The 24,505-nt window shown below is 67.8% G+C and carries 21 protein-coding genes and 1 riboswitch; of the genes, 13 read left to right on the top strand and 8 right to left on the bottom strand.

Annotated elements, in window-relative coordinates; all coding sequences use genetic code 11:
• Positions 1 to 45: 45 nt before the first annotated feature.
• Genes ACEI37_RS07930 through ACEI37_RS07920 form a run of 3 tightly spaced genes read left to right on the top strand, consistent with a single transcriptional unit; the run spans position 46 to position 2,858 of the window.
• Entirely contained in the window at positions 46 to 795 is a 750-nt protein-coding gene (locus ACEI37_RS07930; protein ID WP_373376198.1) for a GntR family transcriptional regulator, read from the top strand.
• 34 nt (positions 796 to 829) lie between these two features.
• Complete coding sequence (locus ACEI37_RS07925; RefSeq protein WP_373376197.1) at positions 830 to 1,810, top strand: tripartite tricarboxylate transporter substrate binding protein; 981 nt, start codon at positions 830 to 832, stop codon at positions 1,808 to 1,810.
• A gap of 58 nt (positions 1,811 to 1,868) precedes the next feature.
• The gene (locus ACEI37_RS07920) at positions 1,869 to 2,858 is read left to right on the top strand and encodes a Bug family tripartite tricarboxylate transporter substrate binding protein (protein ID WP_373376196.1); all 990 of its coding nucleotides are present in this window, start codon (positions 1,869 to 1,871) and stop codon (positions 2,856 to 2,858) included.
• 23 nt (positions 2,859 to 2,881) lie between these two features.
• Here ACEI37_RS07920 and ACEI37_RS07915 read toward each other — a convergent pair whose 3' ends face one another.
• Both ACEI37_RS07915 and ACEI37_RS07910 read right to left on the bottom strand, forming a co-directional pair.
• Complete coding sequence (locus ACEI37_RS07915) at positions 2,882 to 3,916, bottom strand: MBL fold metallo-hydrolase (RefSeq protein ID WP_373376195.1); 1,035 nt, start codon at positions 3,914 to 3,916, stop codon at positions 2,882 to 2,884.
• Positions 3,917 to 3,948: 32 nt separating this feature from the next.
• The gene (locus ACEI37_RS07910; RefSeq protein ID WP_373376194.1) at positions 3,949 to 5,040 is read right to left on the bottom strand and encodes a porin; all 1,092 of its coding nucleotides are present in this window, start codon (positions 5,038 to 5,040) and stop codon (positions 3,949 to 3,951) included.
• A gap of 338 nt (positions 5,041 to 5,378) precedes the next feature.
• Here ACEI37_RS07910 and ACEI37_RS07905 point away from each other — a divergent pair, with 338 nt between their 5' ends.
• Positions 5,379 to 5,864, top strand: coding sequence for a DUF3597 domain-containing protein (locus tag ACEI37_RS07905; RefSeq protein ID WP_373376193.1), 486 nt, complete (start codon positions 5,379 to 5,381; stop codon positions 5,862 to 5,864).
• A 43-nt stretch (positions 5,865 to 5,907) separates the two neighbouring features.
• Here the strand turns inward: ACEI37_RS07905 and ACEI37_RS07900 are convergent, their stop codons facing one another.
• The 3 genes from ACEI37_RS07900 to ACEI37_RS07890 are packed head-to-tail and all read right to left on the bottom strand — an operon-like array spanning position 5,908 to position 9,942.
• The gene (locus ACEI37_RS07900; RefSeq protein WP_373376192.1) at positions 5,908 to 6,417 is read right to left on the bottom strand and encodes a TlpA family protein disulfide reductase; all 510 of its coding nucleotides are present in this window, start codon (positions 6,415 to 6,417) and stop codon (positions 5,908 to 5,910) included.
• Entirely contained in the window at positions 6,414 to 7,661 is a 1,248-nt protein-coding gene (locus tag ACEI37_RS07895) for a sialidase family protein (protein ID WP_373376191.1), read from the bottom strand. Before ACEI37_RS07895 ends, ACEI37_RS07900 begins: the two co-directional genes overlap by 4 nt.
• Before the next feature lie 4 nt (positions 7,662 to 7,665).
• Entirely contained in the window at positions 7,666 to 9,942 is a 2,277-nt protein-coding gene (locus ACEI37_RS07890) for a TonB-dependent receptor (RefSeq protein ID WP_373376190.1), read from the bottom strand.
• 224 nt (positions 9,943 to 10,166) lie between these two features.
• Positions 10,167 to 10,265: riboswitch (glycine riboswitch) on the top strand.
• Positions 10,266 to 10,436: 171 nt separating this feature from the next.
• Here ACEI37_RS07890 and ACEI37_RS07885 point away from each other — a divergent pair.
• Positions 10,437 to 11,705, top strand: a complete 1,269-nt coding sequence (locus tag ACEI37_RS07885; RefSeq protein WP_373376189.1) for a D-amino acid dehydrogenase — start codon at positions 10,437 to 10,439, stop codon at positions 11,703 to 11,705.
• Positions 11,706 to 11,728: 23 nt separating this feature from the next.
• On the opposite strand, the gene ACEI37_RS07880 is transcribed toward ACEI37_RS07885, so the two are convergent.
• On the bottom strand, positions 11,729 to 12,160 hold the full coding sequence (locus ACEI37_RS07880) for an Rrf2 family transcriptional regulator (protein WP_373376188.1): 432 nt from the start codon (positions 12,158 to 12,160) through the stop codon (positions 11,729 to 11,731).
• Between the two features lie 82 nt (positions 12,161 to 12,242).
• Between ACEI37_RS07880 and ACEI37_RS07875 the strand changes: the two genes are divergently transcribed.
• On the top strand, positions 12,243 to 13,217 hold the full coding sequence (locus tag ACEI37_RS07875) for an alpha/beta fold hydrolase (protein ID WP_373376187.1): 975 nt from the start codon (positions 12,243 to 12,245) through the stop codon (positions 13,215 to 13,217).
• Between the two features lie 10 nt (positions 13,218 to 13,227).
• Here the strand turns inward: ACEI37_RS07875 and ACEI37_RS07870 are convergent, their stop codons facing one another.
• Positions 13,228 to 14,103 (bottom strand): LysR family transcriptional regulator, encoded by an 876-nt coding sequence (locus tag ACEI37_RS07870; RefSeq protein WP_373376186.1) that lies wholly within the window; start codon positions 14,101 to 14,103, stop codon positions 13,228 to 13,230.
• A 132-nt stretch (positions 14,104 to 14,235) separates the two neighbouring features.
• On the opposite strand from ACEI37_RS07870, the gene argH reads away from it, so the two are divergent.
• Together argH and ACEI37_RS07860 are read left to right on the top strand one after the other, a co-directional pair.
• A complete protein-coding gene (gene argH, locus ACEI37_RS07865) occupies positions 14,236 to 15,741 on the top strand; it encodes an argininosuccinate lyase (RefSeq protein ID WP_373376185.1) in 1,506 nt (501 codons plus the stop codon).
• A gap of 60 nt (positions 15,742 to 15,801) precedes the next feature.
• Complete coding sequence (locus ACEI37_RS07860) at positions 15,802 to 16,776, top strand: Bug family tripartite tricarboxylate transporter substrate binding protein (RefSeq protein ID WP_373376184.1); 975 nt, start codon at positions 15,802 to 15,804, stop codon at positions 16,774 to 16,776.
• 32 nt (positions 16,777 to 16,808) lie between these two features.
• Here ACEI37_RS07860 and ACEI37_RS07855 read toward each other — a convergent pair whose 3' ends face one another.
• Positions 16,809 to 18,044 (bottom strand): CaiB/BaiF CoA transferase family protein, encoded by a 1,236-nt coding sequence (locus ACEI37_RS07855; RefSeq protein WP_373376183.1) that lies wholly within the window; start codon positions 18,042 to 18,044, stop codon positions 16,809 to 16,811.
• Between the two features lie 124 nt (positions 18,045 to 18,168).
• Between ACEI37_RS07855 and ACEI37_RS07850 the strand changes: the two genes are divergently transcribed.
• The 5 genes from ACEI37_RS07850 to ACEI37_RS07830 all read left to right on the top strand — a co-directional run bounded on the left by ACEI37_RS07850 (position 18,169) and on the right by ACEI37_RS07830 (position 24,484).
• Complete coding sequence (locus ACEI37_RS07850) at positions 18,169 to 19,014, top strand: IclR family transcriptional regulator (RefSeq protein WP_373376182.1); 846 nt, start codon at positions 18,169 to 18,171, stop codon at positions 19,012 to 19,014.
• Between the two features lie 140 nt (positions 19,015 to 19,154).
• Positions 19,155 to 20,150 (top strand): tripartite tricarboxylate transporter substrate binding protein, encoded by a 996-nt coding sequence (locus ACEI37_RS07845; RefSeq protein ID WP_373376181.1) that lies wholly within the window; start codon positions 19,155 to 19,157, stop codon positions 20,148 to 20,150.
• A 41-nt stretch (positions 20,151 to 20,191) separates the two neighbouring features.
• Complete coding sequence (locus ACEI37_RS07840) at positions 20,192 to 21,370, top strand: acyl-CoA dehydrogenase family protein (RefSeq protein WP_373376180.1); 1,179 nt, start codon at positions 20,192 to 20,194, stop codon at positions 21,368 to 21,370.
• Between the two features lie 474 nt (positions 21,371 to 21,844).
• Positions 21,845 to 23,095 (top strand): alpha-hydroxyketone-type quorum-sensing autoinducer synthase, encoded by a 1,251-nt coding sequence (cqsA, locus tag ACEI37_RS07835; RefSeq protein WP_373376179.1) that lies wholly within the window; start codon positions 21,845 to 21,847, stop codon positions 23,093 to 23,095.
• A gap of 51 nt (positions 23,096 to 23,146) precedes the next feature.
• Positions 23,147 to 24,484: a sensor histidine kinase gene (locus tag ACEI37_RS07830; RefSeq protein WP_373376178.1), complete on the top strand. Its 1,338-nt coding sequence runs from the start codon at positions 23,147 to 23,149 to the stop codon at positions 24,482 to 24,484.
• Positions 24,485 to 24,505 lie beyond the last annotated feature (21 nt).

Raw genomic sequence — 24,505 nt, 5'->3', positions numbered from 1 at the left:
CCTCTAGAGGACATAAGCATTCAATCAATTTAGCACGGCTTCGGCATGCCAGACAACGCACCGCTCCAGACCCCCACCGCCACCGCGGGGCTGAGCCGATACGGCCAGATCGCGGCGGCACTACAGGACAGGATCGTTTCCGGCGCCTGGGCCCCGGGCGATGCCATCCCGGCCGAAGGTGCATTGGCCAGGGAGTTCGGCATCGCACTGGGCACCATCCGCCAGGCCATCGCCGTGCTGGTCCAGCAAGGCCTGCTCGAGCGCGTGCAGGGCAAGGGCACCTTCGTTCGCAAGGGACTGAGCGGCGCAAGCCTGATGCGTTTCTTCCGCTTCGGCGGCGCCGACGGCGCGCCCGCGGTGCCCCGCTCTGAAATCCTGTCGTGCCGCGCCGTCCGTCTGGACAAGGCCATGGCGGCGCGCTTCGGGCTGGACAGCGGCACGCGCGGGCTGGCGATCTCGCGCCGCCGCTGGCTGGAGCAGACGCCACGGCTGCTGGAGTCGATCTGGCTGCCGCTGCCGCGCTGCGAAGCCCTGCAGCAGTTGCCGCCGGCGCAGTGGGGCGACCTGCTCTACCCGTTGCTGGGCAGCGCCTGCGGCGTCACGGTCCATCGCGCCGTCGACGAGGTGACCTTCCGCACGCTGGCGGCGGACGAGGCCGCGTTGCTGGCGCTGCCCGATGCGCATCCCTGCGCGGTGGTCACGCGCCACGCCTATGACCTGGCTGGCCACTGCGTCGAGTACCGCCTGACGCGCGGCGACGCCTTTGCTTTTCGCTATACCGCGGACGTCCGCTGACCTCCGCTAGAGAACGCCCCAGGGAGACAGACTCATGCACGCACGCCATGCGATCACCGCCGCGGTCGCGGCCATGATCGCCACCACCACGCAGGCTCAGGCCGCGGACACCGCGGCAAGCTGGCCGGCACGCCCCATCACCATCGTAGTGACATACCCGCCGGGCGGCGGCGCCGACCTGATGGCACGGCTGATCGCGCCCGGCCTGGGGCGCGAGCTGGGGCAGACCGTGGTGGTCGAGAACCGGCCGGGTGCCGGCGGGCAGATCGGCGCGGCCTATGTCGCCAAGGCCGCGCCCGACGGCTACACGCTGATGGTCGATGCCTCGTCCTATGCGGTAAATCCCAGCCTCTATCCGCGCCTGCCCTACGATCCGGACAAGGCGTTCCGGCCGGTCGGCGTGCTGGCACGCTATCCCAATGTGCTGGTCGCCACCGCCAGCTTTGCGGCGGGCAAGGTCAGCGATGTCGTCGCCATGGCCAGGCAGAAGCCGGGCTCGGTGGCCTTTGCGTCTTCGGGCAACGGCTCGGCGCAGCATCTGGCCGGCGTGCTGTTCGAGCAGCGCGCCGGCGTCGACCTGCTGCACGTGCCCTACAAGGGCGGCGGCCCGGCCATGACCGATGTCATTGCCGGACAGGTGCCGCTGTTCTTTGCCAACGTGGCCTCAAGCCTGCAACACATCCGGGCCGGCAAGCTCAAGCCGCTGGCCGTGACCAGCCGGTCGCGCTCCCCGGCGCTGCCGGCGGTGCCGACCATGCAGGAAGCCGGCGTGGCCAGCTACGAGGTGTATGAATGGAACGCGGCCTTCATCCCCGCCGCAACGCCGGAGCCGATCGCCGCGAAGCTTGCCGACGCGCTGCAGAAGGTCATGACAAGCGCGGAGATCCGCCAACGCGTGGCCGAGCTCGGCGGCGAAGTGGTGGCGGCGCCCCCGGCCGAGGCGCGACAGTTCATCGACGGACAAGCGCGGCTCTGGGCCAAGGTCATCCGCGACGGCAACATCAAACCCGAATAACCACCCGTATCGCCCCGGCCATGCCATGGCCCGGCTACCGCAATCCCAGGAGACATGCATGACCGCAGCCAATCCCTTCCGCCGCCAACTACTCAAGGCCAGCGCCGCGCTGGGTGCGTGCGCGCTGGCACCCACGCTCGCCCGCGCCCAGGCCTGGCCAGCCAAGCCGGTCCGGCTGGTGGTGCCGTTCGCACCGGGCGGCAGCTCGGAGATCGTCGCGCGCTCGACTGCGGCGGAGCTGACCAAACTGCTCGGCGTGTCCGTGTTCGTCGAGAACAAGCCGGGCGCCGCCGGCAATATCGCGATGGGTGAAGTCGCGCGCGCCGATGACAACCACACGCTGATCCTGGGCCATATCGGCACGCTGGCGGTCAATCCCTTCATCTTTCCGAAGCTGCCGTATGACCCGGTCAAGGACTTCCGCGCGATCTCGCTGCTGTCCAAGGTGCCGAGCCTGTACGTGGTCCATCCCGACGTGCCCGCGAAGAACCTGAAGGAATTCGTGGCGCTCGCCAAGAGCAAGCCCGGCAAGCTCAACTATGGTTCGGCCGGCAACGGCAGCGCCGGCCACCTGGCCTTCGAATACCTGAAGGCCGCCTCCGGCACCTTCATCACCCACGTGCCATACCGCGGCAGCGGCCCGCAGATCACCGACCTGCTGTCCGGCCGCCTCGACGCCGCCGCGGTCGGCGCGCCCGCGATCCTCCAGTTCATCAAGGCCGGCAAGGTGCGCTGCATCGCCACCGGCACGACCCAGCGCATCGCACAGCTGCCCGACGTGCCCACGGTGGCCGAGCAAGGCTATCCCGGCTTCGAAATGACGCAGTGGTACGGCCTGCTGGCGCCGGCATCGCTGCCCCAGGCGGCCGCCGACAAGCTGGCCGACGCCACCATGAAAGCCGTCAAGAGCCAGAGCTCGGTCGAACGCCTGAGCGCGGACGCGGCCATCGTGGTGGGCGGCACGCCGGCGGATTTCTCGCGCTTCATCGCGCAGGAACAGCAGCGCTGGCGGCCGATCATCGCGCGCGCCGGCATCAAGCCGGACTGATATCGGCCAGCGGGGCCGGCGGCTTATTGCTTCTCCTGCCACACCGCAATGCCGCCCGGGGCCCCGGTGCGGCCATCCAGGCTGATGTCCACGCGGGTCAGGTCTTCGCCAACCAGCAGTTCACCGGCGTAGGTCTTGCGCACCCGCTCGACGATCTGCCCGACGGTGGCATCGCCGTTCAGGCCGATGTGGCTGAACACGGCCAGCTTCGGCGCCGCGGCCTGGAACACGCGCGCGGCATCTTCCGGCGAGGACAGATGGTCGTAGATGGCGCGGTACGCCGGGTTGGATGCCAGCAGCGCATCGGGGATCAGCGTGACGCAATGCACCAGCAGGTCCGCGTTCCTGGCCTGCGCCACCACGGCGGGACTGAAACGGGTATCGCCCGACAGCACCACCACCCGGCCGCGATAGTCGATGCGGTAGCCATACGACGGGCGGATGTGGTCGCCGTGATCGTTCTCGAAGGCGGTTACGCGCACGCCGTCTTTCTCATAGACCACGCCCGGCGCCACGTCATGCGCATCGATGGTGATGCCGGTAAGCGCGCTGCCCTCGTCCTTGTGCCGGGTCGCGATGTCCGCGGCAAAAGCCTGGCGCAGGCCGTCCGCCAGCGCGCGCGTGCCCGCCGGGCCGTACAGTGCCATGGGCTTGTCACGGCGGCCGTAGGGCGGCCGCAGCCAGCCGGTCAGCCACAGGTCGGGCAGGCCCACCAGGTGATCGGAATGGAAGTGCGTGAGGAAGTGCGCATCGACGCTGCCCAGCGGAATCCGCAGCTGCCACAGCCGCACCGATACGTTGCGGCCGAAATCGAACACCAGCTTCTGGCCACCGGCTTCCACCAGCGTGCTGTAGCCGGCGCGGGCGGGCGAAGGCACCGGCGTGCCGGTGCCAAGCAGCGTCACGCGGAAATGGTCGGTGCGGGCAGTGCCGGTTGCGGCGCCGGAGGTGGGCGCGGCAGCGGTGGCGGTGGCCGTGGCCGGTGCGGCGACGGAAAGCGCCGAGGCGCAGATCAGGACGATGCCGGTCAGCATCGACAGCAAGCGGGAAGGTTTCATCGTTCTACCTCTGGAAAGAATGCTGCAACGGCTCAGAAGATCTGCTTGAGGCCCAGCATGACGCCGGCCTGGTTGCCGCCGGGCGCGGGATTGCCGCCCGGGCTGCCGCCGCTGACCGACAGCGCCGACTGGCCGCGATTGTCGAGATAGCCCGCGGTGGCATAGACAGAGGTGCGCTTCGAGAACGCATAGGTGCCCCGGATGGCGCCCAGCCAGGCCCTGTTGGCGCTGTGCCGGTAACGCAGGTAATAGATTTCGCCGGCAAGGTTGAACGCGGGCGTGATGTCGTGCGAGGCGCCGGCAAACCACAGGTCGCTGCGCGGGGTGGCGCTCGCCTGGTTATTGCGCGACAGGAGGCCGAGGCCCAGCTTGGTCCGCACTAGCAGCAGGTAGCCGCCCAGCGAGAAGCGGTCGTCCTTCAGGCTGCTGCGGGTCAGGCCGCCAAACGCGCCCGGGCCGCCGCGCAGCGAATCGTAGGCCGCGCTCACGCCCCACCCGCCGGTCTCGTACATCAGCATGGCGGACCATTCGCGGCACGCGCGTGCATCCGCCGGGTTCTCGCCCGCGCAGTTTGTGCCGGCGGGTCCGGGCCCGGCATTCACCGCATCGCGGCCCAGGCTGTATGTCGCGCCGACGGTGACGCCACCGAACTTGCCCTTGTACGACACCGCGTTGTCGGCGCGCGTGTTGGGGATATAGCTGTCGATCGAGCCGACGCCATAGACGTTGGAGGTCAGGATGTCGGTATCCAGCCGGGCCCAGAACAGCATGGTGTACTGGCGGCCGAAGCCGACCTGTCCCCACGGCCCGCTCAGCCCGACGAAGGCCTGGCGCCCGAACAGGCGTGCGCCCTGGTTGGACACGCCGGAGTCAGGCGCAAACCCCGATTCCAGCACGAAGACGCTTTTCAGCCCGCTGCCGAGATCCTCCGAGCCGCGCAGCCCCCAGCGCGACGGCACGGTCGCCGCCAACGACGGCTGGCGCACCAGCGCATGCCCGCCCACGCCAACGTGGTTCAGGTATTCCACCCCCGTATCGACCACGCCGTAGAGCGTCACCGACTGCGCAGCCGCCACGAGCGGCATGGCCGCGGCGAGCCCGCACGCGAATATGCGCAATTTCATCATGCCTCCTCCGTGCCTGCCCACGACCCGCCCGAATCGCGAGTCGCCGTTGTGTGTTCATATTTGAACATCTGTTTCTTTAATGAACCATCGAGCTCGAATCATAATCTCTGCCGACGACACAGGAAGAGTGGGGAAACTACTGACCCAAGGAGTAATGAAGGGCATATCGGTGGCGAGATACGTCGCCTATGCCAGCGCTGCCGGCGGGAAGCCGATCCCGCTACATGCAGCATTTACAAAACGGTGCGGCCTGCGCGCGCCATGGCACCGCGTCCCCGCGGTGGCGCGGAACCTGCAAGGGTTTCCTGCCCCGATCCCTCATTCAGGAGCCCGCCATGAGCATCTTCAAGGACATCCTCAACAAGCTGCTGGGCAAGGAAAAGCCCGCGGCTACCACCACCGCGACCACCGGCACCCCGCCCGCCGCCGGAACGCCGACTTCAGCAGGCGCGCCGGCCGGCACCGCGCCCACCGCCGGCACCGGCGCGGCGCCCGCGGGCAACGTGCAGGGCACCACCGGTGCGCCGGCCGGGGCGCCGGCCGGGTCTCAGGCAACGCCGCTGTCGGGCGTCGATGTCGAGGCCATCATGGACCGGATGGCGCAGCAGAGCGGGCAGACGCTGAACTGGCGCACCTCCATCGTCGATACGATGAAGGCGCTCGGCATTGACAGCAGCCTGGAACACCGCAAGGAACTCGCGCGCGAGCTGCACTACAGCGGCGACATGAACGATTCCGCGGCGATGAATGTGTGGCTGCACAAGCGGCTGATGCAGGAGCTGGCCGCCAACGGCGGCAAGCTGCCAAAGGAACTGTCCTGAGTGAGGCCGTGAAAGGCGGCGCCGGGCCGGCGCCGCCGCGGCCTCAGCTCGCGATGCCGGCCCAGCGCAGGTGCCTGGCCCAGTCGCCTTCGCTGATGACGCCGGACACGCCCTGCCGCTGGCCGTCGGCGCGATAGAAGTAGGTGCGCGGCATTTCCCCCACCCAGTCCGGGTCGACCGCATAGCGCAGCCGCTCCTGCGGCTCGTGCCCGAATACCCACGCATTGCGCGTGAGCCGGACGCGTTCGAGCATCTTTTGCACCTGCGGCGAGGCCTCTGCACTGTCGGTCGCCAGCGTGACGACGCGCAAGTCCGGATGCCGCGCGCGCAGCTTGCCAAGCGCGTCGAAGTTGCGCTTGCAATAGACGCAATCCAGCGACCAAACCACCAGCACGAAAGGCTTGCCCTGCTGGCTGGCGGCGATGCGCGCGGCGCTGGCGGATTCGAACACGGCAAGGCGGTCGGCTGCATTGGCGGTGCCGAGCATCAGCGCGCATGTGGCAACGGCGGCGGTAATAACGGCGGCGAACAGTTGGCGGCGCGATCGCATCATGCGCCCTCCTGCCCGAGCGCGAACACCTGGAAACCCTCGGCCTCGGTGCGCCACAGCACGTAGGCGCGGCCGGCGTGCTGCAGCAGGTGTGGCTGGTCGGAGTCGCGTTCGGTGCCGGCCAGCTTGCGCGTCTGCCAGGTCTTGCCGCCATCGTGCGACAGCATGGCGGAGAGCCGCGTCTGCTGGCCGTCGAACGATTTCCACACCACCGCGATGTCGTTGTCGTTCAGCGCGACGATATCGGCATGCTGTGCACGCGCGTCATCGAGCGGGCGTTGCGCCTGCAGCTTGCCGTCGCGCCAGCGCCCCACTGACACCGTCGGCTTGCCGTCGCGCATGCTGAACCAGACCATGTGCAGCGTGCCGTCAGGTGCCATCGAAGCGCCGGGGCCATGGTGCGGGCACGCGTCGATGCGCCAGTCGTCGAAGGTGGCGCGCTGCATCGGCGTGGCCTTGCCGTCGGCGCCCAGCAGAGCCAGTGCGTGGTCGCGCGCGTTGGGCGGGAACACATGGCGCCACAGCGCCAGCATCCTGCCGTCGGGCGTGGGCGTCAGCGCGATGCGGCAGCATTCGCATGACTGGTCGGCGATCTTGTAGTCGCCCTGGAAGGTCTTGCCTTGGTCGGCCGAGACAGCGTAGTAGATCGCCGCACCGGCATACGGCTGCTTGCGCGCCTCGGCGGCGGCGACGTCGCGCTTGTCGATCCAGCTGACGAAGACGCGCCCGGCCGGGTCCACCGCGATGGCGTCGAAGCGGTGCGCGATCTGGTCGCGATTGGCATGCACCGTCAGCGGTTCGGCAAAGGTCTTGCCGCCGTCAGTGGAGCGCGCAAAGCGGATAAAGCCGGTCCATGGCTTGGGCAGCGGCTGGGTCCAGGTGATGTAGACCTGCCCGTCGGCGCCGGCAGCCACCTTGGGGCGGCTTTCATGATCGGCGGCGACGGGCTCCGGGGTGGCGTTGACGTGCCGCGCTTCGCTGAAGCTGCGACCGTAGTCCGTCGACGAACGCACCGCGACATGCTGGCCGTCCTTGTAGGCAATCCACAGCTTGCCGTCGCGGTCGAAGGCGGCGCCGGTGCCCAGCTCGCTCATTTTCGGCCTGGCCTGGCCGCCATGTCCGGCGTGGCTGCCGTGCGTCTGCGCGGTCGCGATGGCCGACGCCAGCGTGGCACAGGCCATCAGTCCGGCAGCGATCAGGCGGACAGCGCGGCGGGCGCCTGGCAGGGTTGGGGTCAGCGTGTTCACGTGCTCAGAAGGAAAGTTTCGCCTCGGCGTAGAACGTCCGGCCCGGGTACGGGTGGTAGACGTAATAGCGCTGGTCGGTGAGGTTGTCGATGCCAAGCCCGAGGCGAACGTTCTTTGCGGGCTTGTACGTCACCTTGACGTCGAAGGTCAGGAAGCTGCTGGTGCCGCCGAAGGTGTCGGGGTTGCTGTCCGAATTGTCGAGCGTATTGTACTGCCGGCCCGAATAGGTCATCGCCAGCGTGCCGGCCCACGCCGGCGTGAAGCGATAGGTGCCCACCAGGTTGGCGCGCCACTTCGGGATGCGGTAGAAATACTTGCCCACCGAGGCCGGGTTGCTGGCGTTCTCCAGCGTCTTCGAATGGTTGTAGGCGCCGCTGGCCGACAGGTCGAAGCCGCGCACCAGCACGTCGCGCCCGTCATAGGCCAGCTCGATGCCGCGCGTGCGCACCCGGTCAACGTTCTGGAAACTGGTGACGGTGGGGAATACCGTGGTGTTGGTCTGGCTGACCAGCGCATCGCGGATATCGTCCTCGTACAGCGAGAAGCGGAAGTTCGACGCCTCCACCGTGCGTTCGAAGGTCAGGTCCTTCGAGAACGAGCGCTCCGGCCGCAGGTTGGGATCGTTGTTGATCAGCGCGGTGCCGGTGATGCGGCCCTGGAACAGCTCGCTGACGGTGGGATAGCGATAGGCCTGGCCCAGCGACAGCCGGCCCAGCCAGTCCTGCCCGAACGCCTTCTCCAGCGCCAGCTTGGGCGACCAGTTGGATTCGCTGCGCACCGGATAGCCGATGTCCACGCCGGGCTGGCTGCGGCTGCCGTCATAGGCGCGCCAGTGCTCGTAGCGCACGCCGGGGATCAGCTTCCAGTCCTCGGCAAAGTACCAGGCGTCCTGCGCGTAGAGCGCCTGGGTCTCGGTCTTGCCGGTGAAGGCATTGTTGAACGCGGTGATGGTGGCCGCGCGCCAGTCCGAGGTGTTGTAGGTGGTGTTGCTCAGCCGGTAGTTGTCATAGTGGTAGCCGAAGGTGACCCAGTGCCCGCCCTGAAGGCGCTCGGGGCGGTAGTCGGCCTTCAGGTCGAGCGTGCGCCAGCCGGTGCCGTCGCCATAGGTGACCGTGCCCGGTCCGTTGCCGACGGAATTGGCGCTGCGGCTTACGTCCTTGCTGACATCGAACAGCGACGCCACGCCGGAAAAGTTCCACCCCGCCTGGTTGCGCGTGCGCAGCGACAGGCCGTAGAGCCAGCGCGCATCCTCGCCATTGCCGGGCGCAAAGGCGTTGGCCGGAATCACGTACTGGTAGCCGCCGATGTTCACCGGGCCGCCGGACACCACGTTGCCATTGGCATCGCGCAGGTAGCTGCCGGTGGTGTTGGAGCGGTCCTGCTGCCAGTAGGCGGCGGTGAACTGCGCCTGCAGCGTGCTGGTGATGTCGTAGCCGAGCTTGAGCTTGAGCTGGTCCTGCACGGTGTGCGTAACGCCCTCGCTGTTCACGCCCATCACCACGCGGTCGCGCCCGCTCTGGTCCTGGTCGAAATAGGCGCCCGATACCGGCGTGTCCGCCGCGCCCGCGGGCCGCGTCGAGCGCGACGCGGTATAGAAGCTCAGCGGCTGGCTCTTGCTGTCCTGCCGGTCCACGCTGACCAGCCACGAGAACGCGCCGACGCGATCACCCACATAGGCGTTGGCATGCACCCCGTTGAAGTTATCGTGGGTGCCATACAGGTTGAAGCGCTGGGTGAACAGCTGCACGCTGGCATCGCCCTCGAACTTCTCCGGCGTGCGCGTGGTGATCAGCACCGTCGCGCCCAGCGAATTGCCGGGATACAGCGCCGAATAAGGGCCGTACAGCACGTCCATGCGCTCGATCTCGGCGGCATTGACCAGCGACCAGCGCGGCGGGAAGCTGAAGTCCGAGCCCAGCAGGTTGGACAGCAGCAGGCCGTCCGCATAGACCAGCCCGCGCGCCGACTGGCGCGAACTGGTGCTACGCACCGAGATGATCGAATTCATATCGCCGATAAAGCGCTTGCGCACGGCGAGGTTGGGCGCGTATTTCAGCGCATCCTCGGTGTTGACCACGTTGAAGTCGGCCATGCGCGTGCTGCCGATGCCGTAGGCCGGCGCCGGCGTGTTGGGCGGGATAGCGGGCATCTCGCCGCGTTCGGGGCGGGCCGATACCACCACCTCCTGCAGCGGCGCGGGCGCCTCCACCGCTTGGGCGGCGGCCACGGCGGGGCCCATCAGCACTGCCGAAACGGCCAGTGCAATGCGATTCTTCTTCACTGAATACCTTGTTTTTGTCTTGTTCTGGCTCGCTGGCCTGCGCGGCAGCAGGCGCACCTCCCGCATCTCTCCGAGAGCGAGCGCTGACATTTTATGGGGTCTGGCGGCGCCGGCCGATGCGACATAGCGACGCGGCAAGCGGCGCCAATTCCGCCTGCATCCGTGTTAACCCGCATATCCAATGCACGGCCTTGTCACTACATTGCCCCGACTGGCGTCAAGCCAGCGTGATGCAGGGAGAGACTGTCGCGGCGCCCGCCGCGCACGGCGCCGAAGGAGCAACCGCCCCGGAAACTCTCAGGCAAAAGGACCGGCATCACCCGTCAGCACTCTGAAGAATGCCGGACGCCATCGTCCGCCCGGCATACCGAAGGAGCAAACGCGCCCGCCCCGCGGCAAGGCGTCGTGAATCTCTCAGGTCCAGAACAGAGGGGGCGTCCTCCACGCATGTTGCGTGCGGACTCCCCCCCCGACGTTCCCGGAACCTGCAGATCATGAAGACAATCGCTGTCATTGGCGGTGGCATCACCGGTGTCACCACGGCCTACGCGCTGGCCCGGCGCGGATTCTCCGTCACCCTGTTCGAACGGCACCGCTATGCCGCCATGGAGACCTCGTTCGCCAACGGCGGGCAGCTCTCCGCCTCCAACGCCGAGGTCTGGACCCACTGGTCCACCATCGTCAAGGGGATGAAGTGGATGCTGCGCAACGATGCGCCGCTGCTGGTCAATCCCCGGCCCAGCTGGCACAAGCTGTCGTGGTTCGCCGAGTTCATCGCGTCGATTCCCCACTACCGCCGCAATACCATCGAGACCGCGCGCCTGGCCATCGCCGCGCGCGAGCACCTGTTTGCGTGGGCGGCGCAGGAAGGCATCGACTTCGACCTGAAGCGCGCCGGCATCCTCCACATCTACCGCGACCGCGCCGGCTTCGAGCATGCTGGCCGGGTCTCCGCGCTGCTGGCCCAAGGCGGGCTCGAGCGGCGCGCGGTGACCCCGCAGGAGATGCGCGCGATCGAGCCGACACTGGCGGGCTCCTACTACGGTGGCTACTTCACTGAAAGCGATTCGACCGGCGACATTCACAAGTTCACCAGCGGCCTGGCCGCCGCCGCCGCGCGCCTGGGCGTGTGCTGCCTGTATGGTCAAGATGTGCGTGCAGTGAAGACCGACGGCCGGCGCGCCACCATCACCGTGCAGGACGGCAACGACAGCACCAGCGCCACCTTCGACGGCGCCGTGATCTGCGCCGGCACCGCCAGCCGCGCACTGGCCGCCGCGCTGGGCGACCGCGTCAACATCTATCCGGTCAAGGGCTATTCGATCACCGTCAACCTGACCGACGATGCCAGCCGCGCCTCGGCACCGACGGTCAGCCTGCTCGACGACGAAACCAAGCTGGTCACCAGCCGCCTCGGCGACGACCGCTTCCGCGTTGCAGGCACCGCCGAGTTCAACGGCACCAACCGCGATATCCGCGCCGACCGCATCCGCCCGCTGGTGGACTGGGTGCAGCAGTGCTTCCCCGGCATCAGCACGCGCAGCGTGGTGCCATGGGCCGGTCTGCGGCCGATGCTGCCCGACATGCTGCCGCGCGTGGGGCGAGGACGTGCGGCCTGCATCTTTTACAACACTGGCCACGGGCATTTGGGGTGGACCTTGTCGGCGGTGACGGCGGACATGGTGGCGGGGGTTGTGGGCCAGGCATTGGGAAGCGCTCCGGCGATGGTGCCTGGCGCTGCCCTGACGCCTGCTCAAGCCTGAGCCTGCACTCGCATTTTCGCGAGTCAGCGATTTCTGAATCCGTACGAGGTTGCCTCTTGGGCCATCTCCGAGAGTCGCTTTTCGCCGAACAATTGAAGCAACGTTCCTTCTGCTGAACCCAACGCTTCGGCGATGTGCCGATTTACCACTGCCTCCACCGGACAAGCGCGATTCTCGTCGGTCAGGCCAACCACAAACGGTGCGGTATGTCCAATGGCCTCGTAGACATCTCTCACCGTCAGATCGTTGAGATTGCAGGCGAGCGCCCATCCTCCACCAGGACCACCGGTCGACTTTACATACCCCGATTCGCGTAGCGCGGCCATCGTTCGGCGAACAACGACGGGATTGGTATGCAGCATCAGCGCAATCGTCTCAGAGGTGGTGGTGCCTCCGCGAAGATGCATGTGGATGAGGACGTGCAGAAGTCGAGCCAGACGGGTATCGCGTTGCATGTTCAGAAACTTGATAATGCGCAACTTTTGATGTTACGCTGCTTCCGGATTTTTGTGTGCAACCGTCTGTGCCAGAGCAATCATGACCGCAATCCGTCAGGCCTTTATTGAAGCAAACGGAATACGCCTCCACGTCGCTGAGCAGGGCGACGGTCCGTTGGTACTTCTTTGTCACGGCTTTCCCGAGACTTCTCACGCCTGGCGCCATCAACTGGCGGCACTTGCATGCGCTGGTTTTCGCGCAGTGGCGCCGGATCTGCGAGGCTACGGGTCAAGCGAATGTCCAACGGCAATCGGCCCGTACACAACGTTAGACGTTGTCGGAGACCTGGTGGCGCTGGTTGACGTTCTCGGAGAACGAGACGCAGTTGTTGTCGGAAACGATTGGGGTGCAACGATCGCCTGGCAAGCCGCTTTGCTTCGGCCGGACCGCTTTCGTGCTGTCGCTGCGCTCGGGGTGCCAATGATGGGCCGTGCACCGATGGCGCCGAGCAAGTTGTTTCCGCAGAACGCCCACACATGGTTTTATACGCACTACTTTTCCGAACCTGGGTTGGCCGAAGCCGAACTTGAGCGCGACGTTGCCACAACATTGCGCAAGATCTATTTTTCCGCATCGGGCGACGTCGGGGCCCGTGACGCTAGTACGCCCAATCCTTTCGGACTCGTGCCGCGGAATGGTGGACTCCTTGACTCCTTGATTGATCCCCCTGTATTGCCCGCCTGGCTCGCACCCGCCGACTTCGACAAGTTTGTGCGAGCCTTCAATGCGACTGGCTTTCGCGGGGGATTGAATTACTACCGCAACCTCGACCGCAATTGGGAATTGCAAGCTGCTTTGGAAGGCCTGCTCGTCGACGTTCCCGCCCTGTACCTTGTTGGCGAGCGAGACACAGGTCTGGCAATGCCAGGCATGCACGACATCATTGCCGGCATGCCACGGATCGTGCCGAGACTGTCAGCCTCCCGAGTCGTTCCGCGGGCAGGGCATTGGCTACAACAGGAGGCGCCGGACTTCGTCAACTCGGCATTGATCGAGTTTCTCCGCGATCTTTGATGTTTTCCACTTAGCCGGTCACCTTCCGCAGACACTCCAGAAACCACTGCGCCAGCGCCGGCACCGGCCGCTGCGGATTGAACAGGATGTGGCTCTCGAAAGCGATGACCGGCTCGAACGGAATCGCCTTGACGCCCGCCGGCTTCAGGCTGCGCACCACCAGCGGGTTGACCACGCTGACCCCCAACCCCATGCCCACCATCGTGCAGATGGTGGCCGCATAGGGCGTCTCCAGCGTCAGCACGCGCCGGTCATCCGGCATGAACGCGGCGTCGACCGTGGCGCGGGTGCCGTCGCCATGCGTGAGCGAGATAAAGCGCTCGCCATCGAGGTCGCTGGCGTGGAGGCGGCGCTTGCGTGCCAGCCGGTGCGTCGCCGGCACGATGCACACGCCGTCCTCGCGGCGCAGCAACTTGCTGCGGGTGCCGGTGGTATCGGCCAGGTACGACACCAGCCCGATATCGCAGAAGCGCGCCGCGGTCCATTTGGCGACCGTGGGCGAATCGTTCGTATGCACGGCGATCGGCACGTCCGGATAGCGCTCGCGGAAGGCCAGGATTGCCTGCGGCATCACGCTCATCGCGATCGACGGCACGGTGCCGATGCGCAGCGTGCCCACGCCCGATTCACGGATCGACCGGGCCGACTCGCGCAGGCTGTCGAGGCCGACGAAGGAGCGCTCCACATCGAAAAACAAGGCCTCGGCTTCGTCGGTCGGCGCGAGCCGGTTGCCGACGCGCTCGAACAGCCGGAAGCCCGCCTCGCGCTCCAGTTGCCCGATCACGCGGCTGATGTTGGGCTGCGAGGTATGGAGCTGCGCGGCGGCTTCGGTCATCGAGCGCGTCAGCATGACTGCGCGGAACGCTTCGATCTGCTTGTAGTTCATGGGTGGTGGCGGTTGGGGTCGGCGGGGTCCCCCGCAGCATATCAAATCCGCATAGCTCCGAGAGAAATGCTGATTTGACGATATATCCAGCGGATTTCCATACTTGCTCCATCGTTTCGGAGATCACACAGCATGGAATCCAAAGTCAGCCGACGCCTGACCCAGCCCACCGCCGCCGAGGTATGCGAGCACATCTACCTGCCGCGCCTGATGCGTGAATTCGGCAGCGGCTTTCGCTACCTGACCGATATCAATCAGGCCCACCTGCTGATGCTGCATGGCACCGGACTGGTCCCGGCGGACGTGGCCGCGGTGCTGGCGCAGTCACTGCTGCGCATCGAAGCCGAGGGTCCTGCCAACGTACCGCTGGATCCTGCGCGCGAGGACGCCTACTTCAACTACGAAGCGCACCTGATGCAGATGGCCGGCGCCGATGCCGGCGGCAGGTTGCATGTCGCGCGCAGCCGCAACGACATCCTGGCCACGCATGACCGGCTGCGTGCACGCGACCTGGCGCTCGATATCCTGGAAGCGATGCTGGCGGTGCGCACCGTGGCGCTGGAGCAGGCCGACGCCCATGCCGCAGTGGTGATGCCGGGCTATACGCACCTGCAGGCCGCTCAGCCGATCACTTATGGCTACTACCTCGCCGGCTTTGCCGAGTCGCTCGGCCGCGATATCGCGCGCATGGAGCAGGCGCTGGCGCGTCTGGATGCCTGCCCGCTCGGCGCCGGCGCGCTGGCCGGCACCGCCTTTGCGATCGACCGCGCGGCCACGGCACGCTGGCTGGGGTTTTCCACCCATGCGCCGAATTCGCTCGACGCGGTAGCCTCGCGCGACTTTGCCTGGGAGATGCTGGCGGCGATCACCATCGGCGCGGTGAGCTGGGGCCGCGTGGCGCAGGACCTGTACGTCTGGGCCACGCCCGAGTTCGGCCTGATCGACTTCCCGGACAGCGTGGCGGGCACTTCCAGCATCATGCCGCAGAAGAAGAACCCGGTCGTGCTGGAATACCTGAAGGGCAAGGGCGGCCACATGATCGGCCTGCTGACCGGCGCGCTGGCGGCGCTCAAGGGCAGCCATTTCACGCACTCGGGCGACGGCAACCGCGAGAGCATGCGCGGCTTCTGGGAGGCCGGCGACGAATGCCTGCGCTGCCTGTCGCTGCTGCGGCTGGTGATCGCCAACGCCACGCCGCTACGCGCCGGCATGCTGGCGCGCGCGCGCCGCGATTTCTCCACCGCGACCGACCTGGCCGATGCGCTGGTGCGCGAGGCCGACATGTCGTTTCGCCAGGCGCATCACATCGTCGGTGCCGTGGTGCGCGACGCGCTCGACCAGCACTTGCCCGCCGACGAGATCAGCGCCGACATGGTCGATGCCGCCGCGATGCGCGTCGCGGGCCGCGCGGCCGGGCTGGATGCCGCCGCGGTCGCCCGCTGCCTCGATCCCGAACAGGGCGTCGCCGCGCGCATGGCCGCCGGCGGACCCGCGCCGGTACTGGTGCGCGACAACGTCGCCGCGCAGCGCGCCGCCACCCGCCGCGCGCGCGAAGGCCTCGACGCCACCCGGGCCCGCCTCGACGCCGCGCGCGCGGCGCTGAAGCGCTCGGTCAACCACCTTGCATCACAAAGCTGAGCCGCGCGCGCATCGCAGCCGGCATTGCCCTTATCCTTGTCCCACGGAGACCCTGCCCCCATGAAAACCATTGCACATGCCCTGGCTGCCACCTGTCTGACGCTGGCGACGAGTCTCGCCATGGCCGGCCCCTACCCCGACAAGCCCATCCGCATGGTGGTGCCCTTTCCGCCCGGCGGCACCACCGACCTGCTTGGCCGCGTGCTGGCCACGCGCTTGTCCGAAACCCTCGGCCAGCAGGTGGTGGTGGACAACCGGCCGGGCGCCGGCGGCACCATCGGCTCCGACCTTGTGGCCAAGGCGCCGGCCGACGGCTACACGCTGATGTTCGGCACGGTGGGGACGCAAGCGATCAACGCCACCCTCTACAAGAAGCTGCCGTTCGATCCGCAGAAGGATTTCTCGGCGGTGGCCTTGTTCGCCGGCGTGCCCAACATCCTGGTGGTCAATCCGAATGTGCCGCCGAAAAACGTGCGCGAGTTGGTCAGCTATGCCAAGGCCAATCCCGGCAAGCTAAATATGGGCTCGGCCGGCAACGGCACCACCAACCACCTGTCCGGCGAGTTGTTCAAGTCGATGGCGGGCGTCGAGATCGTGCACGTGCCTTACAAGGGCAGCGGCCCGGCGATGGCCGACCTGCTTGCCAACCAGGTGCAACTGATGTTCGACAACCTGCCCGGCTCGCTGCCGCATGTGAAGGCTGGCAGGCTGCGCGCACTGGCCGTGACCAGCGCCACGCGCTCGCCGGCACTGCCCGACGTGCCGACCATGGCCGAGGCGGGCATTGCGGGCTATGAGGCCGATGTCTGGTTCGGCGTGGTGGGTCCGCGCGGATTGCCGCCCGAGGTATCCAGCCGCTTGTCGCAGGAAATCACGCGCATCGCGCAGGACAAGGCGATGCGGGACAAGCTGGTGCAGGCCGGGGCCGGGGCCGCGCCACTGACCGCGACGCCGGAGCAGTTCTCGGCGCTGATCCGCCGCGATACGGACAAGTGGGCGAAGCTGGTACGGGAATCGGGGGCGAGTATTGACTGAGGGGGTGTGGGGGGGCGAGTCGGCGCGATATCTCAAACCACCCCCTCCCCCCGCAACCGCTCCAACTCTTCCGCCCCAATCCCCACCTCCCCATACACCTCCGCATTGTGCTCCCCCACATCCGGCCCGGTCCGCGGTAACACCGGCGCATAACCCGAAAACCGCGGCACCACGCACGGCGCCGGCACCGTGCCAAGGTCCGCATCGGGCAGCCGCACGATGGCCTGGCGCGCCACCATCTGCGGATCCTCGACGATATCGGCGATGCTGAAGACCTTGCTGAACGGCACCTGGCATTGTTCCAGCCGCGCCGCCGCGGCGTCGTACGGCTGTGCTGCGAACCACTCGGCGATGCAGCCGTCGAGGGCGTCGATATGGCGCACGCGGCCGGCGTTGGTGGCGTACTCCGGGGCCTGGGCCAGTTGCGGCGCGTCCATGGCCTCGGCCAGGCGGCGGAAGGTGGCGTCGGACGAGGCCACCACGGTGACCCAGGTATCGTCAGCGGTGCGGTACATATTCGAAGGCGCGGCGTAGGTGGTGCGGTTGCCGGCGCGCTGGCGCACGTGGCCGAGCTGTTCGTATTCGATGGCTAGCGGGTCCAGCAGGCGGAACAGCGCCTCGGTGGCGGCCAGGTCGATCTCGCGGCCGGGCTGGGCCGGTCTGGCGCGCTGCTCGGCCACCGCGGTGGCGATGGCGAAGGCGCCGAACAGGCCGGCGATCATGTCGCCCACCGGGTAGTTCATATGCATCGGCCCGCTCTGCGCCGTGCCGGCCAGGTTGGTGAAGCCGCTCCTGGCTTCGAAGATGCGGGCAAACCCCGGGCGCGCCGCATCGGGCCCGGTCTGGCCGAAGCCGGTCAGCCGCAGCACGGTCAGCCTGGGGTTGGCCGCGTGCAGCGTTTCAAGATCGAGCCCCCAGCGCGCCAGCGTGCCGGTGCGGAAATTCTCCACCAGCACGTCGAAGCGCGGCAGCAGGCGCAGGAAGATCTCGCGCCCGCGCGGCGTTCGCACGTCCAGTGAAATGCCGCGCTTGCCGCGGTTGGTGACCTTCCAGTACAGGGCGTGCTCTTCGGTGACCGGTTCGAGTCCGCGCAGCGGATCGCTGCCATCGGGCAATTCCAGCTTGACCACCTCTGCACCCATGTCGGCGCACAACGTGGCGGAAAACGGTGCCGCCACCACGGTGGCCATGTCGAGGATGCGCAAGCCGGCGAGCGGTCCGGCGGCGGGTGCTTCGGGCGATACAGGCTGGGCGTGGGGGTCTGGCATGCGGGTCTCCGGCGGCAAGGTTGTCCGCTGCAAGGTGGCAGGCAGCCCGCCCGGGCGCAAGTACGGTTTCGCTGTGCGGAACGGTCGTGCTACAACATTGACGCCCTCTTTTCCGGATCCCAGCATGGAACCCAAGCAACCACCGCACAGCATGGACCGCAACCCGGAAGCCCTGCCCCTGCCCGGCCTAGCCAGCGAGGACGCCCTCGCCACGGACCGCCAGTTCGCCATCAACCTGTCGCGCGGGCTGGAGGTGTTACGCGCCTTTACGCCGTCCAGCCCAGTGCTGGGCAATCAGGACATCGTGGCGCGCACCGGGCTGCCCAAGGCGACGGTGTCGCGGCTGACGTACACGCTGGGGCTGCTGGGCTTCCTCAGCCGCGTGCCCGGCAACCAGAAGTACCGGCTCGGCGCCGGCGTGCTGGCGCTGGCTTATCCGATGCTGGCCGGGCTGGCGATCCGCCAGGTGGCCCGGCCCTATATGGAGGCCATCGCGCGCGAAACCGGCTGTACCGTGAACCTCGGCATGCGCGAGCGCCTGTCGGTGGTCTACGTGGACAGTTGCCGGCTGGACCCCGGCAACTTCTACCAGCCAGACATCGGCAGCACGCGCCCCTTGCTGGCCAGCGCGATCGGCCGCGCGGTGCTGCTGGCCTGCAGCGCGGACGAGCGCACCGCGCTGCTGAACCGGCTGCGGGTGGAGGACCCACAGCGCTTCAGCCAGGAGCGCCAGATGTGGACGGAGGACCAGAAGCATTACCGCGCGCACGGCTATTGCCTGAGCCGCGGCGAGTGGCGGCCCGAGATCCACGCGATCGCGGCGCCGTTGCGCCAGTCGCTGCACGAGGACCCGTTCGCGCTGAACTGCACCATCGCGGCATCGCGCAATCGCGACAACCTGCTCGAGCGCGAGGTGGCGCCCCGGTTGCGCGAAGCGGTGCGGCAGATCGAACTGAGCTGCGCGCGCTGACCCGCTACGGGACAGTGGCGTGCCAGCGCAGCCTGCCGGCAATGTCGCCGGCAGGGCCATGACAGCGGCCCGGCAGAGGCCTGCATGAGACCGACCTCGCGCCTGGCAACGTCCCGGGCGCAGGCAACCAAGGAGACAAGATGGATGCCTTTTACCCATGGCGCCGGCTCGCTGCCGGCCTGCTGGCCTGCGCCGCGCTGGCGCCTGCCGCTCTGGCCGCCGCCGACGACGCGGCGCGCTTCCCGGACCGCCCGGTGCGGATCATCGTACCGTTCTCGGCCGGCGGCGTGGTCGATTCGGTCACCCGCATCGCCGCCGAGAACATGGCCAAGGTGCTGCAGCAACCGGTGATCGTCGAGAACAAGACCGGCGCCGGCGGTGCCATTGGCGCCGACCTCGTCGCCAAGGCGCCCGCCGACGGCTATACGCTGCTGGCGGTCAGCCCCAGCTTCGTGGTCGGGCCGCTGCTCAATCCGTCGATCCAGGGCAAGGGCGGCAAGGACTTCCGCGCCGTGGCCGGCATCGGCGCCGTGCCCAACGTGATCGTGGTGCCGGCCTCGTCGCCGCTGCGTACTTTGCCGCAACTGCTCGATGCCGCGCGCAAGCAGCCGGGCACGCTGACCTACGCCAGCGCGGGTATCGGCACCTCGAACCACCTGTCGGCGGAATTGCTGGCGCAGATGACCCGCGTCAAGCTGACCCACGTCCCCTACAAGGGCCAGCCCGAGGCCCTGAGCGACCTGCTCGGCGCGCGCGTCTCGATGATGGCACTGACCTCCGCCATTGCGCGCCAGCAGGTGCAGAGCGGCAAGCTGCGCGCGCTGGCAGTGACCTCGGCCAAACGCACGGCGGTGCTGCCGGACGTGCCGACGGTGGCCGAGGCAGCGCAGCTGCCTGGCTATGCAGTGGGCGGCTGGTTCGGGCTGGTGGCGCCGCAGGGCACGCCGGACGCAGTGGTGCGCAAGCTGGCCGACGCCGCCGCGCGCGCCACCGCCGACCCGGCCACCGCACGCCGCCTGGCCGAACTCGGCATGGACCTGGCCCCGCAACCCGCGGCCGAGTTCGACCGCTTCCTCGATGCCGAAACCAAGAAATGGACCGGCGTGCTGAAGACCGCCGGCATCACGGCACAGTAGCCGCGTCCCTACCACCTTCAACCCACCACCGGAACCCCTTCATGATCCGCGACTCCGCCCGCCAGCAAGCGCTGCTTGCCGAACTCCGCCGCTTCGTGCTGGAAACCTGCATCCCGCTCGAGGTGCAGATCGACCGCACCGATGTCATCCCCGAGCCCGTGGTCGAGCAGATGCGCCGCCTCGGCCTGTTCGGTCACAGCATTCCGGAAGCCTACGGCGGCGCCGGCCTGACCACCGAAGAGCTGGCGCAGGTGAACATCGAGGTGTCGCAGGCGGCCACGGTGTTCCGCGCCCGCTTCGGCGGCAATACGGGCATCGCCTCCGAATCGCTGGTGGCCGACGGCACCGAGGCGCAGCGCCAGCGCTACCTGCCGCAGCTGGCCTCCGGCCAGATGACCGGCTGCTTCGCGCTGACCGAACCGGGGGCCGGCTCCGATGCCACCGCGCTGCAGACCACGGCCAGGCAGGACGGCGACCACTACGTCCTGAACGGCAGCAAGTGCTTTATCACCAATGCGCCGATCGCCGACCTGTTCACCGTGTTCGCCCGCACCGACCCCGGCACGCCGGGCGCGCACGGCATCAGCGCCTTCCTGGTCGAGCGCGGCACGCCGGGCCTGAGCACCAGCGAGCCGGAACGCAAGATGGGCCAGCACGGTTCTCCCGTAGGCGACGTCTACCTGAAGAATTGCCGCGTGCCGGCCAGCGCCATCGTCGGCGGCAAACCCAATGTCGGCTTCAAGACCGCGATGAAGGCGCTGAACAAGCAGCGCATCAACCTGGCCGGCCTGTGCGTGGGCCCGGCGATCCGGCTGGTCGACGAGATGGTCCGCTACGCAGCGCAGCGCCGCCAGTTCGGCAAGCCGATTGCCGACTATCAGCTGGTGCAGCAGATGATTGCCGACAGCAACACGGAACTGCACGCGGCGCGCGCGCTTGTGCTCGAAACCGCGCGCAAGCGCGATGCCGGCGAGGACGTGACCATGGAGGCGTCGATGTGCAAGCTGTTCGCCTCGGAAATGGCCGGCCGCGTGGCGGACCGCGCGGTCCAGGTGTTCGGCGGCAGCGGGTATATGGCCCGCACCGTCGCGGAACGCTTCTATCGCGATGTGCGGCTGTTCCGGCTGTATGAAGGCACCACGCAGATCCACCAGCTCAATATTGCGCGCCGCACCCTGGAAGCGCGCGGCGCGGCGCTGGAGGGCGCCGGCGCGGGCTGATTGCCGGATCGATGCACTACGGCGGGTCAGCGGTGCGTGTGCATAGCCGCCCCGCACCCGCTGCGCGGCCGCCAGTGCCGCACCGCGGCAAACCACCCAGACCTTCCATCGCAGCGCACCGGGCCATCCCGCGTCCGGTTCGCGCCCGCTCAGCACAAGTGCTCAATCGAGCATGTTTTGTGCAAAAAATCCCTCTGAATACCCGCAGCCTTGCGCTGCCGCGTGACCGATTTACCTGGCCAACCTAGTCTGCAAGCAGACATTGGGATTGGTGGAAGTCCCGTCACAATCCTTGGCTAACACTGGCACAGTGGTCGCTACATGAACCGGGCCCCTATGGCATGCCGGCACACGGCGCGCCATGGGAAGACGTTGCGCGCGGCACCCCCCACGCATGGGCGGCTGGCTTTGGCGCAGGCGCCATGCAAGCCTAGCCAATTCCCCTCCGATTTTCATCCTGTTGAAGGACTACCGATGTTCGCCGAAGCCCAGCCTGTGCAATCCCGCCACCATGCCTGCCGCAACAAAGCCCCGAACCTGCCGCCCTGGATCACCACGCGCATGGCGCAGCATTTCGAAGAGCGCATGGGCAAGCTCTGGGGCGGGGACCACCTGCTGCACGGGCTTGCGCCCGGCCCCGATGCGCTGCACCTGAGCAGCAACGACTACCTGTGCCTGCTGGGCGAGGCCTCGCTGGTGCAGGCGCAGATGCGGGCCTTTGTCGATGACGCGCCGGAGCTGCTGATGTCGTCCGTGTTCATGCACGGCGATACGCCGCAGCGCCGGGTCGAGCGCAAGATCGCCGACCTGATGCAGGCCGAGGACGGGCTGATCGCGCAGTCCGGCTGGGCCGCCAACGTGGGCCTGGTGCAGTGCATCGCCGGCCCCGGCATTCCGGTCTATATCGACATGAACGGACATGCCTCGCTGTGGGAAGGCATCATCGCCGCGGGCGCGCAGGCGGTGCCGGTGCGCCACAACGATTGCGATCATGTGCGCCGCCAGCTGCAGCGCTTCGGCCCGGGCGTGATCATGGTGGATTCGGTCTACAGCACCACCGGCAGCGTGGCGCCGCTGGTGGATTATGTCGAACTGGCCGAAGCGTCCGGCTGCGTGCTGGTGGTGGACGAGTCGCACTCGCTCGGTACGCACGGCCCGCGCGGCGGCGGCCTGGTGCCGGCCCTGGGGCTGTCGGAGCGCGTGCACTTCCGCACCGCGTCGCTGGCCAAGGCCTTTGCCGGGCGCGCCGGCTATGTGGCCTGCTCGACTGCCTTCAAGGACTTTTACGCGGTGGAATCGCGGCCGGCCATCTTCAGCTCCGGGCTGCTGCGCCACGAGATCGCGTGGTTCGACGCGGTCACGGACTTCATTGCCGCAGCGGACGAGCGCCGCGCACGGCTGCATGCGATCACCCGCGAGACCCGCGGCGCGATCGCCGCATTGGGCTACAACATCAGTGAGGGCTCGGAGCAGATCATCGGGCTGGAGGCGGGCTCCGAGCCGCAGGTAAAGGTGCTGCGCGATGCGCTGCAGCGGCGCGGCATCTTCGGCGCGGTATTCTGTGCGCCGGCGACGCCGAAGAACCGGGCATTGATGCGACTTACGCTGCATGCGAAACTTGGCGCCACCGAAATCGACCGCCTGGTCGGCGTGCTCGCCAGCATCCGCGATGAAGTCCGGCTGGAAGAGTGGTCCTCGACGCGCCGGGCCCGGCGCAAGTCCTGAAAATCCCACAAGCGGGCCGATCGCAGGCATCCGCGAGGAGTAGTCCTGGAGATGGATGCAAAGGTAGCGCAAGCGGAGGACGGCCGCACCACGCTTGCCGGGCTGGCGCGCAAGGCGTGGCAGGCCGTGTTCGAGACCGCCGCGCGGGCCACGCTGCTGGACGAGGAGAGCGTCATCCGCCTGCGCCGGATCCAGATGGTGGGCGCGCTGGGCGTGGTGGGCCACCCGCTGTACTACGTGATCTGGTCCTATGTGTTCCCGCAGCCCTATGAAAACCTGTGGCTGCGGCTGGCCTGCACCGCGTTGTTCGTGCCGCTGCTGTTCGCCTCGGCATTCTCGGGCCGGCGCTGGCTGCCGCCCTATGCGCTCTTTGCCATCACGGTAGGCCTGCCGTTCGCCTTCATCTTCTTCTACCTGGAGAACGGTGGCTCGATGGTGTGGGCCGAGTCGGTCATCATCGCGGTGGTGATCCTGTATCACTTCAACACCGCGTTCGCCACCATCGCCCTGTTCGCGGGCGGCGCGGCGGCGATTGCGCTGTTCGTGCTGGCGGGCAATTCCATGGGCGGCATCCCGTGGGAGCCTATCCTGCTGCAGTTGCCGGTGATCGGCTTCGTGATCGCGGTGCTGGTGGTGATCAAGATGGACCGCCAGCTGCTGGCCGAGCAGAAGCGGCGCGGCATGGCCGCCGCGCTGGCGACCGTCGCGCATGAACTGCGCACGCCGCTGACCAGCCTGGCCATGACCGCGCGCGGCCTGAAGGCCCGGCTGCCCGCGGCGCTGGACCAGGACACGCCGCAGCGCGACGGCCTGATGCAGGCCGTGGCCCGGATGGAATCAGACCTTGCCCATATCAGCAACAGCATCGAGCTGCTGGTGGCCAACTCCAAGAACCCGGAAAACGCCACCCAGGCACTGTTCGAAGTGGGCGAGGTGATCCGCGACGCCGTGGGCCGCTTTCCGTTCGAGCCGGGCGACATGGAGCGGGTTACGGTCGACCTGCCGGGCCGTGCCTACGTGATGGGCAACGCCCAGCTGTTCGGCCTGGTGACGACCAACCTGCTGAAGAACGCGCTGGAAGCGATCCGGCGCGCCGGCAAGGGCACCATCCATATCCGCTGCGAGGTCGAGTCCGACGCGGTCCACGTGGTGTTCCGCGACACCGCTACCGGCGTGCCGCCGCAGGTGCTGGCGCGGATGTTCCAGCCCTTCTTCTCCTACCCCGCGCACCGCGGCACCGGCATCGGGCTGGCGTTCTGCCAGAAGGTGCTGGGCAGCTGGGGCGCGGGCATCAGCTGCCGGTCCGAGGAACACGTGTTCACCGAGTTCGACATGCGCTTCCCGCGCAAGGGCAAGTGGCCGGAGCCGCAGCAGCCTGACGCGTCTTAGCCCGCGCCGGCCAGCCACCGG

It is taken from the genome of Cupriavidus nantongensis, from assembly GCF_041726985.1.
GTDB classification, from domain to species: Bacteria; Pseudomonadota; Gammaproteobacteria; order Burkholderiales; family Burkholderiaceae; genus Cupriavidus; species Cupriavidus nantongensis_A.
Note: the sequence above shows the minus strand (reverse complement) of the source record. Positions and strands in the feature narration are given on the sequence as shown.

Bases quoted from the DNA above. Each gene is read 5' to 3' on its own strand.
- ACEI37_RS07850 (WP_373376182.1), top strand. From the start codon at position 18,169: ATGGAACCCAAGCAACCACCGCACAGCATGGACCGCAACCCGGAAGCC.
- argH (WP_373376185.1), top strand. From the start codon at position 14,236: ATGGAATCCAAAGTCAGCCGACGCCTGACCCAGCCCACCGCCGCCGAG.
- ACEI37_RS07915 (WP_373376195.1), bottom strand. From the start codon at position 3,916: ATGAAACCTTCCCGCTTGCTGTCGATGCTGACCGGCATCGTCCTGATC.
- ACEI37_RS07870 (WP_373376186.1), bottom strand. From the start codon at position 14,103: ATGAACTACAAGCAGATCGAAGCGTTCCGCGCAGTCATGCTGACGCGC.
- ACEI37_RS07900 (WP_373376192.1), bottom strand. From the start codon at position 6,417: ATGATGCGATCGCGCCGCCAACTGTTCGCCGCCGTTATTACCGCCGCC.
- ACEI37_RS07855 (WP_373376183.1), bottom strand. From the start codon at position 18,044: ATGCCAGACCCCCACGCCCAGCCTGTATCGCCCGAAGCACCCGCCGCC.
- ACEI37_RS07845 (WP_373376181.1), top strand. From the start codon at position 19,155: ATGGATGCCTTTTACCCATGGCGCCGGCTCGCTGCCGGCCTGCTGGCC.
- ACEI37_RS07905 (WP_373376193.1), top strand. From the start codon at position 5,379: ATGAGCATCTTCAAGGACATCCTCAACAAGCTGCTGGGCAAGGAAAAG.
- ACEI37_RS07885 (WP_373376189.1), top strand. From the start codon at position 10,437: ATGAAGACAATCGCTGTCATTGGCGGTGGCATCACCGGTGTCACCACG.
- ACEI37_RS07880 (WP_373376188.1), bottom strand. From the start codon at position 12,160: ATGCAACGCGATACCCGTCTGGCTCGACTTCTGCACGTCCTCATCCAC.
- ACEI37_RS07860 (WP_373376184.1), top strand. From the start codon at position 15,802: ATGAAAACCATTGCACATGCCCTGGCTGCCACCTGTCTGACGCTGGCG.
- ACEI37_RS07875 (WP_373376187.1), top strand. From the start codon at position 12,243: ATGACCGCAATCCGTCAGGCCTTTATTGAAGCAAACGGAATACGCCTC.
- ACEI37_RS07910 (WP_373376194.1), bottom strand. From the start codon at position 5,040: ATGAAATTGCGCATATTCGCGTGCGGGCTCGCCGCGGCCATGCCGCTC.
- ACEI37_RS07925 (WP_373376197.1), top strand. From the start codon at position 830: ATGCACGCACGCCATGCGATCACCGCCGCGGTCGCGGCCATGATCGCC.
- ACEI37_RS07920 (WP_373376196.1), top strand. From the start codon at position 1,869: ATGACCGCAGCCAATCCCTTCCGCCGCCAACTACTCAAGGCCAGCGCC.
- ACEI37_RS07840 (WP_373376180.1), top strand. From the start codon at position 20,192: ATGATCCGCGACTCCGCCCGCCAGCAAGCGCTGCTTGCCGAACTCCGC.
- ACEI37_RS07930 (WP_373376198.1), top strand. From the start codon at position 46: ATGCCAGACAACGCACCGCTCCAGACCCCCACCGCCACCGCGGGGCTG.
- ACEI37_RS07830 (WP_373376178.1), top strand. From the start codon at position 23,147: ATGGATGCAAAGGTAGCGCAAGCGGAGGACGGCCGCACCACGCTTGCC.
- cqsA (WP_373376179.1), top strand. From the start codon at position 21,845: ATGTTCGCCGAAGCCCAGCCTGTGCAATCCCGCCACCATGCCTGCCGC.